12 protein-coding genes are annotated in these 12162 nt (G+C 66.9%); 8 read left to right on the top strand and 4 right to left on the bottom strand.

From position 1 onward, the window contains the following. Positions 1-21 precede the first annotated feature (21 nt). Both ASD75_RS16660 and ASD75_RS16655 read left to right on the top strand, forming a co-directional pair. Positions 22-660 carry a TetR/AcrR family transcriptional regulator gene (locus tag ASD75_RS16660; RefSeq protein WP_082565059.1) on the top strand — a complete coding sequence of 213 codons (639 nt, stop codon included), beginning with the start codon at positions 22-24 and terminating at the stop codon, positions 658-660. Between the two features lie 151 nt (positions 661-811). Beyond that, a complete protein-coding gene (locus ASD75_RS16655) occupies positions 812-1381 on the top strand; it encodes a dihydrofolate reductase family protein (RefSeq protein WP_056747052.1) in 570 nt (189 codons plus the stop codon). 48 nt (positions 1382-1429) lie between these two features. On the opposite strand, the gene ASD75_RS16650 is transcribed toward ASD75_RS16655, so the two are convergent. Then, on the bottom strand, positions 1430-1867 hold the full coding sequence (locus tag ASD75_RS16650; RefSeq protein ID WP_056064760.1) for an Lrp/AsnC family transcriptional regulator: 438 nt from the start codon (positions 1865-1867) through the stop codon (positions 1430-1432). A 139-nt stretch (positions 1868-2006) separates the two neighbouring features. Here ASD75_RS16650 and ASD75_RS16645 point away from each other — a divergent pair, with 139 nt between their 5' ends. Continuing rightward, the gene (locus tag ASD75_RS16645) at positions 2007-2552 is read left to right on the top strand and encodes an alpha/beta hydrolase (RefSeq protein WP_056747051.1); all 546 of its coding nucleotides are present in this window, start codon (positions 2007-2009) and stop codon (positions 2550-2552) included. 65 nt (positions 2553-2617) lie between these two features. Here the strand turns inward: ASD75_RS16645 and ASD75_RS16640 are convergent, their stop codons facing one another. Then, positions 2618-3112 carry a DUF2242 domain-containing protein gene (locus ASD75_RS16640; protein ID WP_056747050.1) on the bottom strand — a complete coding sequence of 165 codons (495 nt, stop codon included), beginning with the start codon at positions 3110-3112 and terminating at the stop codon, positions 2618-2620. Between the two features lie 489 nt (positions 3113-3601). On the opposite strand from ASD75_RS16640, the gene ASD75_RS16635 reads away from it, so the two are divergent. Beyond that, a complete protein-coding gene (locus ASD75_RS16635; RefSeq protein WP_056747049.1) occupies positions 3602-4036 on the top strand; it encodes a thermonuclease family protein in 435 nt (144 codons plus the stop codon). 57 nt (positions 4037-4093) lie between these two features. On the opposite strand, the gene ASD75_RS16630 is transcribed toward ASD75_RS16635, so the two are convergent. After that, positions 4094-5797 (bottom strand): flagellinolysin, encoded by a 1704-nt coding sequence (locus ASD75_RS16630; protein WP_056747048.1) that lies wholly within the window; start codon positions 5795-5797, stop codon positions 4094-4096. A 248-nt stretch (positions 5798-6045) separates the two neighbouring features. On the opposite strand from ASD75_RS16630, the gene ASD75_RS16625 reads away from it, so the two are divergent. The 3 genes from ASD75_RS16625 to ASD75_RS16615 all read left to right on the top strand — a co-directional run bounded on the left by ASD75_RS16625 (position 6046) and on the right by ASD75_RS16615 (position 10537). Continuing rightward, on the top strand, positions 6046-7329 hold the full coding sequence (locus tag ASD75_RS16625) for an MFS transporter (RefSeq protein WP_056747047.1): 1284 nt from the start codon (positions 6046-6048) through the stop codon (positions 7327-7329). A 169-nt stretch (positions 7330-7498) separates the two neighbouring features. Beyond that, complete coding sequence (locus ASD75_RS16620) at positions 7499-9109, top strand: DUF1800 domain-containing protein (protein ID WP_056747046.1); 1611 nt, start codon at positions 7499-7501, stop codon at positions 9107-9109. 201 nt (positions 9110-9310) lie between these two features. Continuing rightward, the gene (locus ASD75_RS16615) at positions 9311-10537 is read left to right on the top strand and encodes a DUF1501 domain-containing protein (protein ID WP_056747045.1); all 1227 of its coding nucleotides are present in this window, start codon (positions 9311-9313) and stop codon (positions 10535-10537) included. A 98-nt stretch (positions 10538-10635) separates the two neighbouring features. On the opposite strand, the gene ASD75_RS16610 is transcribed toward ASD75_RS16615, so the two are convergent. Then, a complete protein-coding gene (locus ASD75_RS16610) occupies positions 10636-11553 on the bottom strand; it encodes a DHH family phosphoesterase (RefSeq protein ID WP_056747044.1) in 918 nt (305 codons plus the stop codon). 124 nt (positions 11554-11677) lie between these two features. Here ASD75_RS16610 and ASD75_RS16605 point away from each other — a divergent pair, with 124 nt between their 5' ends. Then, on the top strand, positions 11678-12157 hold the full coding sequence (locus ASD75_RS16605) for a TerB family tellurite resistance protein (RefSeq protein ID WP_056747043.1): 480 nt from the start codon (positions 11678-11680) through the stop codon (positions 12155-12157). Positions 12158-12162: the final 5 nt, after the last annotated feature.

The raw sequence follows: 12162 nt of genomic DNA, 5'->3' as shown, positions 1-12162 counted from the left end.
CAGGTCTGTATCATGTCAAGCATGCGCACCACAAATTCCCGTTCCACCAGAGACCTCTCCCCCACCAGCGGCCCGGCGGCGGTGGCCGAGCCCGCCGCCGATGTCCGCAGCCGCATCCTCGACACCGCTTCCCGGCTGTTCTATGAACGCGGCGTGCGCGCCGTGGGCGTGGACTTGGTCGTGCTGGAAGCCGCCGTGGCCAAGACCAGCCTGTACCGCTACTTCCCCACCAAGGACGACCTCATCGTGGCCTTCCTGGAGCGGGAGGACGTCGAGTTCTGGGACCAATGGGACAGCGTGGCGGCACAGTTCGCCGACGACCCCGCCGGTGAACTGGAGGCCCACATGCGCTGGATTGGCGAGCGCCTGGCCCGCTCCAATTACCGGGGCTGCCCCCAGATCAACGTGGCCGCTGAATTTGCCGAGCAGGACCATCCCGCACGGCACGTGGCGCGGCGGCACATGCAGGCGCTGCGGGGGCGCCTGCACGAGGTCGCGGTGCGGTTGAAGGCCCCCCACCCGGAGCAACTGGCCGCCCAGCTTGCGGTGGTGGTGAACGGCGCATTCGTGAGCGCCGGACTGCTCAGCGCCGAAGAAGCCACCGGCGTGCTGGTAGCTGCTGTGCAGGCCCTGCAGGCCGGTGCCCGCAGCCCGGGCTAACCCCGGGGCTGACATCTGCTGCCAGGCCGTTGTCAGCAGCCCTTCTCTACAGTGACCGTGCCCCACCGTGCCCGCTGCACCTGCACCTGCACCTGCACCTGCACCTGCACCGGGCCCGCGCACCTACCCACCCTCAGAGAGGAGCCCCACCATGCCCCCACAAGGCAACCACCCCCGCCCCGGCAAAACCCAGTTCTATGGCGCATCCAGCCTCGATGGCTTCCTCGCCACGCCCGACCATGACCTCGGCTGGCTGCTGCAATTTGGCGAGATCGAGGGCTCCAGCTACCCCGCGTTCATCCGCGACGTGGGTGCGCTGGCGATGGGAGCGCACACCTACGAATGGATGCTGAAACATGCCGTCGATGCGGGCCAGCCCTGGCCTTACACGCCGCCGACCTGGGTGTTCAGTGCACGCACGCTGCGCGGCATTGCAGGCGCGGATGTGCGCTTTGTGCGTGGCGATGTGCGGCCCGTGCACCAGGCCATGGTGCAGGCTGCAGCGGGGCGCAATGTGTGGGTCGTGGGTGGGGGTGACCTGGTGGGGCAGTTTTACGACGCGGGCCTGCTGGACGAGCTGATCGTGCAGATGGCCCCCGTCACGCTGGGCGCAGGCACGCCGCTGTTGCCGCGCCAGATCATGCGGCCCCCGCTGCAGCTCAAGTCAGTGACCACGCTGGGCGGCATTTTTGCGGAGCTGCGGTACCTGGTCACCCGTTAAGCAGACTCGCCCGCGCGGGTCACCCGCAGGTTCTGCTGACCCGCCGCGTCATGCCAGCGGCACCATCTTGCTCACGGGGTGCGACAGCACCAAGGCGGTAGACACGCTGCCAAACGCCGCCAGGGCATCCACCACGCGCTCCAGGTCTGCCGGCTGTCCAAATGCGCAGCGCACCACAAAGCAGTCCTCTCCCGTCACGCGCACGGCGTCCAGCACCTCGGGCATGGTCTGAAACAGCTGCACGTAGCGCTGAATGTGTTCGTGCGTGGTGCGCACCCGCACCACGGCCTGCAAGCCCAGGCCAGCGGCAGCCAGGTCGATGCGGGCCTGGTAGCCCACGATCACACCTGCGTCTTCGAGTTTCTTGACGCGCTCGCTCATGGCAGGCTGCGACAGGCCGATCTGCTTGCCCAAGGCAGACAGGCTCTGGCGAGCGTCGGCCTGCAGGGCCATGAGGATCTGTCGGTCTTTTTTGTCCAGCTCCACGGTGCAATGCTCCCTTTGCGATGACTTCAAGGTTTGGAGGGCCACTTTCCGATGATGCCCCCTGCCCATCCACAGGCGCTGCACCTATCGTTGGCAGGCAGTGACACCACTGCCTTTTTGACCTGAAGGAATTTTGACGATGAGACCTGTTTTGCTTGTTCCCGGCATCTACAACTCCGGCCCCCGCCACTGGCAATCATTGTGGCAAACCCAGCACACGGGCGTGGTGCGGGTGGAGCAGGCCGATTGGGCGCACCCGCAATGCGACGCCTGGGTGCAGGCCATTGACGCGGCCATCACCGCAGCAGGCCAGCCCCCCATCGTGGTGGCCCACAGCCTGGGTTGCCTGGCACTGGCGCGGTGGGCTGCCAGCGCGTTGACCGCTGTGCATGCCCTGCTGCTGGTGGCCGTGCCAGACCCCGACGGGCCCGACTTTCCACCGGATGCCAAAGGCTTCACGCCCGTGCCTGCGGCGCTGACCGCCCCGGGTCAGCCCGCGCGGCAGACCATGCTGGTGAGCAGCAGCGACGATCCGTATTCCACTGCATCCTTCTCGGCCCATTGCGCAGCCGCATGGGGTGCCCAGCAGGTAGACCTGGGGGCCAAAGGGCATATCAATGCCGACAGCGGCCTGGGCGACTGGCCCGAAGGATGGGCCTGGGTACAACGCTGGCGCGCCGCCTGATAAAGCACCGGCGGGAAGTGGGCCGAGAGACGACCGAAAAAAAAGCCGGGCACGCCCCCGGCCGCTCAGTCCGCCAGCGCCTGGTCGATGACCAGGTAGCGTTTGACCAGATCAAAAAAGCTGTCGTAGAAGGTGTCCTTGGCAATGGTCTCGCTGCCCACCTTGACCAGGGACTCGCTGCTGGATGAGAACGGCAGCGACACCGAGCCGATGGCGCCCACACCCACGCTGGCCGAGTTGTTGGTCTTGCGCAATGCGTAGGTGTCCTGGGTGGCCGTCACAAAGCCCAGACTGACCTTGCCGTCGTTGGCCTCAGGCACACACACCACGCGCACCACCATCTGCAGGTGCGACTCGGGCTCGGGCTGGAAGCTCTTCTTGCCTTCCACCAGGTCGGCCGCGCTGGACGAGATGACGTAGCCCTGGCTGAGCAGCGCGCGGCGCGAGGCTTCACACGTCTGGGCCGGCGTGGCATCGAACAGGCGCGAGTACGTGGCGACCGAGCCAAAGTTCTCCTGCACGCCAAACGTCTTGGCCCCTGTGCCGGCACAGCCTGCCATGACCAAAGTCGCGCCACAGGCCAGGGCCACTGCAGCGGCGCGCAGGAGCGCTGGTTGGGGGGCATGGGATTCTGTGGACCAGGGGAAACGCAAAACCGGGACTCCTTGGGGGTGGGCGGCTATCGCCGACGATAACAAGCGCGAAGCAAACGCGACGCGAGCGCATTGGACAATGCACCCCATTGTCACAGCGCCTGGGGTGTCTGACGGCAGTAACCGCTCCCGGTTCCCCAGATTCTTCAAGCCATGCACACCACGGCGTGGTCTCACCTTGAAGCAAAGCAGACCTGTGGCCCGCCAGGTGCTACGCAGGGCGGCGGCAGGCGCATGCCCCTATAGCAGCCCTTGTTGTGTCATCGTGATCACGCAGCACACCGCTATACTATTAATAGCTACAAAAGCATACTGTTGTAGCGCACCCAGCCAAATCGCTCCATTTTTGCAAGAAACACTGGCGCCAGTGCCTGCAAACACACACCCAAGCTCCCTGTGCCCCTCGCTTCCCTGTTTTGCCTGGTCGTCGCCATCAGCGACGGCGACACCCTCACTGCCCGCTGCGGGCCACCCGGTGCCTACCAGCAGGTGAAGGTGCGCATCGCCGCCATCGATGCGCCCGAGTCGCGGCAGGCGTTTGGGCAGAAGTCGCGGCAGCACCTGGCACAGCTGTGCTTTCGACAACGGGCCACCCTGCAACCCGTGGATGAGGACAGCTACGGCCGCATGGTGGCGCAGGTGCGTTGTGGTGGCACCGATGTCGCCACGGCACAGGTGCGCGCAGGCATGGCCTGGGTGTACACGCCCTACGCCAGCCACTACCCGCACCTGGTGCCCTTGCAGCGCTCTGCACAGGCGCAGCATGCGGGCCTGTGGTCCCAGAAGCGGCCTTTGGCGCCCTGGGACTACCGGCACCGGCAGCGCCGTTGATTCGCCAGGGAAACGGCGCGCACCACCGCCTCGCTGACGATCCTGAGCGGAAGGCGATCAGCTGCGCAGCAAGGCCAGCACGCCCTGGGGCATCTGGTTGGCCTGCACAACCATGGCGTTTCCAGCCTGCTGCAGGATCTGCTGGCGCGCCAGCGAAGCGGTTTCCACTGCGAAGTCTGTGTCCACCACGCGCGCGCGGCTGGCCGACAGGTTTTCGCTGCTGACCTGCAGATTGCCGATGGTGGCCTCCAGGCGCGAGGCCTGGGCGCCCAGCACGGCGCGCTGACTGCTCACATAGTCCAGCGCGCGGTCCACCGCCACGATGGCCTGTGCGGGCGACACCGTGACGTCCAGCGTGTTGCGCAGGCCCAGCGCACCCAGGCTGATCACGCCCACCCGTGTCTCCAGCGTCTGGTTGGCATTGGCGCCGACCTGGAACACCTTGGTGCTCACGGCCCCGGCGTTCTTGGCAATCGTTTCGTACGACTCGGTGAACCCCTCCAGCACATCCTGGCCGGAGCGGCTGCCCATGTTGGGAATGGCGGCCTTGGCATTGCGCGCGGCGCCGCCGTCCACATCCAGCCCGCCGATCGCCCCCGTGTCGGCGTTGTTCAGGTCAAAGGTGCCGATGAACGCGGCGCCGTTGGTGGCGAACTGGCTTTTGACATCGGCCGCGTTGGTAAACACGCCGTGCGAGGCATTGGCGATGGCGGTGTCGAGGGTGGCGCCCGGGTTGGCGTTCATATAGGTCAGCACGTCCTTGACCCCTGTGCCCCCCGCCGCCTTGATGCGGTCATGCATGTAGCGCACCGCCGAATAGCTGGACGAGTAGAACTCACTGGTGTTGGCGGGGCCATTGATGGCGGCCACCACGCCTGCCGTGGTCACTGCAGCGATATCGTTCTTGACCCGCTCATCCGCCCCCTGGATGAACTCGGCCGTGCCTTCGATGAACCACAGGTTGCCGGCCTGCAGGTTCTGCCAGTTGGTGCTGCGGGCCATCACGGCGTGCACCATCTCGTGGCCGATGACGCGGTCGTTGTAGTACGGCGCGGTGCCGCCGTTGGGCAGGTTGGGGGGCACAAAGTCAGCCATGTCCACCTGCAACACCAGACTCAGTCCCCGGCCGTTGGCGTCATAGCCCGTGTTTTGCACATAGGCAGCCACCCCGCCGGCGCCGTCGGTGTAGCCGGTATAGCGGATGTCGAGCTTGGCACCATCGGCCTTGAGGCCGTAGTAAGTGCGGATGAGCTGTTCGCTGCTTTCCAGCCAGCTGCCCGCGCTGGTCAAGCCGTCGTACACGCCCAGCAGGTTTTCATCGCCCACCACGCTCGCGCTGGAGGTGTCGAACACGTTCATGCCATTGAACTGAGTGGTGCGGCCGGTGCGGTCAATCTCCTGCGCAAGGCGCGAGACCTCTGCCTGAATGGCCTCCCGGTCGGAGGCACTGTTGGTGTCATTGGCCGCCTGCACGGCCAGTTCGCGGATGCGCTGCAGGCTGGCAGCCACGCCCTGCAGGGCGCCCTCGGCCGTCTGCATCAGCGACAAGCCGTCGTTGGCGTTGCGCACCGCCTGGTTCATGCCCCGGACCTGGGAGGTAAAACGCTCCGAGATGGCCAGGCCCGCCGCGTCGTCCTTGGCAGTGTTGATGCGCAGGCCCGAAGACAGGCGCTGCACGGTGGTCGCCAGGTCGCCCAGTGCATTGCCGAGCCGGCGCTGCGCATTCAGCGACATCACATTGGTGTTGATCGTCAACGCCATGGCTCGACCATTGGTCTCCAGGGGGTGAATCGGCGCAGCGCACAGGCGCCACGGGCGGAGCGGGCCTGCTTTTCAGGGCCTCTGTCGTCTTTTCGGCAGGTCGGCTGAGAACCTGAGGCCCGGGCGCACCGCCTGGGCACCGGGCTTTACCCCGCCTTCACAGCGCGCCCGCGCCGAGGGCGCTAGCATCAGGGTTCTCCCCAGGTCCGCGCAGCCCTGGGCCGCCTCTCTGCTCCCACGCCTTGTCCATGCCCGTTCCCGAGCCCACTTCGCCTGTTCCCGCCGCCAGCGACGCCCAGAGCGTCTATCGCCACAACGGTTTTGTCTCCTTTCTGGTCGCCCGCGTGGTGGCCGTCATCGCCACCCAGGTACAGGCGGTGGTGGTGGCCTGGCAGGTGTACGACCTGACCCGGCAGCCGCTCGCGCTGGCCTATGTGGGGCTGGCGCAGTTTCTGCCCATGCTGGCTTTGTTGCTGCCCGCGGGCGACCTGATCGACCGCTTTGACCGCAAGCGCATCCTGGCGATTGCCTGGTCGGTGGGCGGCCTGTGCAGCGCCCTGCTCTGGTGGCTGTCTGGCCACGGAAGCAGCGGGGTGGCGGGCATTTATGCCGTGCTGGTGCTGTATGGCTGTGCCCGCGCGTTCTCGGGCCCGGCCATGCAGAGCCTGTTGCCACAGATCGTGCCCCGTGCACAACTGGCCCAGGCCATCGCCGCCAATAGCATGCTGATGCGTGTGGCCAGCATTGGCGGGCCGCTGCTGGGCGGGCTGCTGTATGCGCTGGGCGGCGGCGAGCTGACCTATGCCATCTGCTGCGCGTGTTTTGTGCTCGGGGTGGCCCTGCTGATGCGCGTGGTGGTGGCCCATGCCACGGCACCCGGCCCCGCGCAAGGCACGATGTTCGAGCGCTTTGGCGCGGGCATCACCTTCATCCGCACGCGGCCCATCATCCTGGGCACCATCTCGCTGGACCTGTTTGCCGTGCTGCTGGGCGGCGTGGTGGCGCTGCTGCCCATCTATGCGCAAGAGGTGCTGCATGTGGGCCCGGCGGGCCTGGGTGCGCTGCGCAGTGCCATGGCTGTGGGCGAAGTCAGCGCCGGGCTTTACCTGAGCATGCGGCCCTTCAACCGCCAAGTGGGCCGCACCATGTTCATCGCGGTGGCGGTGTTTGGCGTGGCCAACCTGGTGTTTGCGCTGTCTACACTGTTCTGGCTTTCGTTTGCGGCGCTGCTGGTGGCGGGCGCGGCCGATATGGTGAGCGTGTACATCCGGGGCGCTCTGGTGCAGTTCTCCACGCCCGACACCATGCGCGGGCGGGTGAACGCGGTGAACATGCTGTTCATCGGCTCGTCCAACGAACTGGGCGAATTCCGCGCGGGCACCAGCGCCGCATGGCTGGGCGTGGTGCCCGCCGCCATCGTGGGCGGCCTGTGCACGCTGGGTGTGGTGGGTGGCTGGATGATGGCGTTCCAGACCCTGCGCAAGGTAGACCGTTTTGAGGAGGCGGCGCAGGCCACGGGCGCAGCGCCATAGCACCGAGAACCTGTTAGAAGACGACCGTGTCTGGGGGTTTGGAGATACCCCTCGATACATCCTCCCTGCAGTTTGTGTCGCGCAGGTAAAACCCGCCGTGCGGGCTTGCATGCGGGTGGTGGCGGCGGCACCATGCGGACAGCCATTGACTGGCTGCCCGCGAGGCCCCATGACCCCCACTAACCCACTGCACCTCCACCGCCGCACCCTGCTGCTCGGCCTGGCGGGCTGCGCCGTCTTTGGCGCCCCCCTTGCCACACAAGCCGCGCCCCCCGCAGCCGCAGTGCCCCACACAACAGGCCCGGGCACCTGGAGCGCGGCCGACGAACCCACCCTGGCCCGCCTGCAGGACCGCGTGACCTGGGGCTGCACCGCCCAGGGCACGCAAGCGCTGGGCGGCTTGGGCATCAGTGCGTATCTGGCTGCGCAACTGCGCCCAGGTGGCCACACCGCACTGCCCCGCGAAGCCCAGGCGCAGATCGACGCCATGGCCATCTCGCGCACCCCCATCGAGGCGCTGGCGGCCAACATGGAAGCCCGCAACCGCGCCGCCAAGGCCCTGCCCACCGAGGACGAGCGCAAGGCCGCGCTCAAGGCCTGGCAGCAGGACATGCGCGCCCTGCAGCAAGAGGCTGCCGCCCGGTTTGTGCTGCGCGCGCTGTATTCGCCCAGCCAGTTGCGCGAGAAGATGACCTGGTTCTGGATGAACCACTTCAACGTGTTTGCAGGCAAAGGCAGCCTGCGGGCACTGGTGGGCGACTACGAAGAGCGTGCGGTGCGCCCCCACGCGCTGGGCCGCTTTCGCGACCTGCTGGGCGCCACCGTGCGCCACCCGGCCATGCTGCGCTACCTGGACAACGCGCAGAACGCTGCAGGCCGCATCAACGAAAACTACGCGCGCGAGCTGATGGAGCTGCACACGCTGGGCGTGGACGGTGGCTACAGCCAGCAGGACGTGCAGGAGCTGGCCCGCGTGCTGACCGGCGTGGGCATATCGCAGCGGCCGCCGGGCGACGAGCCCCCGCGCATGCGGCCCGCACTGCTTCGCCACTACGTGCGCGAGGGATTGTTTGAATTCAACCCGCAGCAGCATGACTGGGACCCCAAAACACTGCTCGGCCAGCCGCTCCGCGCCCAAGGCCTGGCCGAGGTGGACGAAGCGCTGGACCGCCTGGCCCGTGCGCCTGCCACCGCGCGCTTCATCACCCGCAAGATCGCGCTCTTTCTGGTGGGCGACAACCCGCCCCCTGCACTGCTGCAGACACTGGCCCGCAGCTTTGAGCGCACGGACGGCGACATTGCGGCAGTGCTGGAAACGCTGTTCCACACACCAGAGTTCCGTGCATCCCTGGGCCTGCGTTTTCGGGACCCGGTGCACTACGCACTGGCGGGCCTGCGCCTGGCCCACGGCGATGCCGTGCTGCCCAGCACCGACCCTGCGCTGGCGTGGCTACAACGGCTGGCCGAGCCTTTGTATGGCCGTGTCACGCCCGATGGCTACCCGCTGGACTCCGCGACATGGTCAGGCTCGGGGCAGATGAGCACGCGCTTTGAGATGGCGCGGGCCTTGGGTGCAGGCGCCATGGCCGCCCCACCAGCGAGCGATGATGCGGCACCCCGCGCCGCGCCGCGCATGCCCCCGGCCCTGGCGCAGACCGCCTACGTGCGTACGCTGGAGCCCACGTGGTCCCCGGCCACGCGCAGCGCCCTGGCGCAGGCCACCTCACCGCGCGAATGGAATCTGCTGTTCCTCGCATCCCCTGAGTTCATGCACGGATGAGGAGAGGAGATGGAGTACATCCCCCTGAGTCGCTTCGCGCCCTCCCCCTTCTCTCGAATGGCTTCGCCCCTCGGGAAGGGGGACGCAGCCCGTGCGGCGGGGCGGCCCTTGCACGGCTGCCACGGCTTTGACCGCGCACGCGCCTGCGCAGCAGCCGATGATGCGTTCGGGCGCCATTGAATAGGTTGAAAGGACAGCCCCATGCTTTGTAGACGACACCTTCTCCAGGCCCTGGGCGCCAGCGCACTCGGCACCGGCCTGGGCGTGCACAGCGCCAGCGTGCTCGCCGCACCCCGCGCGCAGGACGCGCGCTTTCTGCTTGTGTTCTTGCGCGGTGGCTACGACTGCGCCAGCCTGCTCGTGCCCACGGCCAGCAGCTACTACTACGAGACACGGCCCAACATCGCCATCGCCCGGCCGGGGCAGGAGGGCGGGGCCCTGCCGCTCACCCCCGACTGGGGCCTGCACCCGGCACTGGCTGAATCGATGCTGCCGCTGTACCAGCAGCGCCAGCTCGCCTTTGTTCCGTTTGCAGGCACGGACGATCTCTCGCGCAGCCACTTCGACACCCAGGACAGCATTGAGCTGGGCCAGCCCCTGGGCGGGCGGCGCGACTACCGATCGGGCTTTCTGAACCGGCTGGTGGCGGAGCTGAACCCGCGCGCCGACAGTGCCCCGGTGGCGCTGCAGCCGATGGCGTTCACCAGCACCCTGCCCCTGGTGATGCGCGGAGCGGTGGATGTGCCCAACACCGCCCTGAGCGCAGGCGCGGGGCGCGGTGGTGTGGATGCGCGGCAGGCCGAACTCATCGCCTCCATGTACCGGGGCACACCGCTGGCCACGCCCGTGAACGAAGGCTTTGCCACCCGCGATGAGGTCGCCCGCACCATGCAGGGCGAGATGGAAGCCGCCAGCCGCAATGCGCTGAGTACCAAGGGCTTTGAGGGCACAGCCCGGCGCATGGCGCGGCTCATGCAGTCGCGCTACCAGCTCGGCTTTGTGGACGTGGGCGGCTGGGACACCCATGTGGGCCAGGGCGCCGCCACCGGCACGCTGGCCAATCGCCTCGAGGAACTGGGCCGTGGCCTGGCAGGCTTTGCCGACGAGATGGGCCCCGCGTGGAAGTCCACCGTGGTGGTGGTCATCAGCGAGTTTGGCCGCACCTTCCGCGAGAACGGCAACCGGGGCACGGACCATGGCCACGGCACGGTATTCTGGGTGCTGGGCGGTGGGGTGAATGGCGGCCGCATTGCGGGCGAGCAGCAGGCGCTGACCGCCACCACGCTGTTCCAGAACCGCGACTACCCCGTGCTCAACGACTACCGCAGTGTGTTGGGGGGACTGTTCGCCCGCATGTACGGGCTGAACCCGGCGGCCGTGGCGCGGGTGTTTCCAGGGACCCAGGGGGCCGACCTGCGGCTGGTTTAGCCGCGCTGGCGCGCCACATCATTCACTATATTTTTGATAGCTACTCAGGGATATAGCTCTATCGCTACAGGCGATTGATCCTCAAAATCGCCCGGGCATCACGCGTTGAAGGTACCTGTCAGCAGCTCTGGCAGGCGCTCCACCTTCATCTTGAAGCCGCAGGCCTGCGCATGGCCACCGCCGCCCATGCTTTCGGCCAGCGCGATGCAGTCAAAGTTGCGCTGCGCACGCAGCCCCACCTTCACGCCCTTTTCGCCTGCACTCCACATCAGCGCAAAGGTGCCCGTTTTGGCCGAGAGGATGTCGCCCACCAGGCTGTGGAACATGCCGGGGGCATTGACCATCAGGCCCGTGATGCCGTTGAACACCAGCGGCTGCGCGCCTTCGGCGATGTCGGCACAGAGCTTGCGGTACTTCTGGTCCATGGCCTCGCCGCGCACCATGAACTGCTGGAGCTGTTCGGGCGTGAAGTCGGCAATCTCGCGCCAGCGCGCAAAGCCTTGCTCTTCCATGTCCAGGGCTGACAGGAAGGCAGCACTCTCGGCAAACTCCCACTTCCAGATGTCGCGGTCTTCCACGTACTTGAACAGCGCGGGCATGGGCTCGCGCGGGTGAAAAAACTCCCACGCCAGGCGCGCGCCCGACTTGTTCATGTCGAAGTGCACCACACCGCAGCGGCAGGCAAAGCCGGTGAGCTTTTCGGCCGCGCTCTTGTGGTGGTCCAGCATGACCAGCTTGGCGGCGCGCTCGTCGATGGCGGCCATCACCTCGTTGGCAAACGAGAAGTCCAGGATGTAGACCGCGCGGCCTTGCAGGGGCGGCAGGTCGTCCACGGTCTTGACATCGCCGTGGTCCAGCCCCACGTATTCAGCCTGGTCGCCGTAGTACAGCCATGCCGCCAGCGCCGCACCAAAGCCATCGGGGCAGTTGCGCCCGTGGTACAGGATCAGCGGTGCGGGGTCGTTCTTGTCGGGGGCAACCAGCAGTTGCAAGGGGAGTATGGTTTTCTTCGTCATGGCCCCCGATTGTCGCCGGGGCTTTGTGCCGCAGCGAGCGCAACGTGCGCAGCCAGCACATGTCAGCGGAACCAACCCCACCCCCCACGCCTCCACCCTACTGACGCAGCCAGCAAACCACACGATGTTCCAAGCCCTCAAAGACCTGCTTGAAAGCCTCACCCCGTTCAACCCCGTGCCATCTCCTGCAGAGCGTGCGCGGTCTGTGCAACTGGCAGCCGCCGTGTTGCTGGTGGAGGTGGTACGGACCCAGTCGGCGGTGGGCGATGCGGAGCGCAGCGTGATGCAGACTGCACTGCACCGGCAATTTGCACTAAGTGACGATAAACTGCAGCGCCTGCTGGAACAGGCCGCAGCCACCTCCAGAACCGCCTACGACTACCAGCGCTTCACCAGCCAGCTGAACGAGCATTTCACGCAGGACGAGAAAATCCAGCTCGTTGAAGCCATGTGGCAGGTCGCCTACGCGGACGCACGCCCGGACGAGAACGAGATGCACACCATCAGCAAGGTGGCCGGCCTGCTGCATGTGACGCACGGCGAGTACATCGGCGCCAAGCTCAGGGCGAAAGAAGCAGCACACGCAGGCCAGTCACCCCATTGAGACGG

This window comes from Acidovorax sp. Root568 (genome assembly GCF_001427445.1).
In the GTDB taxonomy this organism is placed as follows: Bacteria; Pseudomonadota; Gammaproteobacteria; order Burkholderiales; family Burkholderiaceae_C; genus Acidovorax; species Acidovorax delafieldii.
This window is presented reverse-complemented; position numbering and strand designations above follow the sequence as displayed.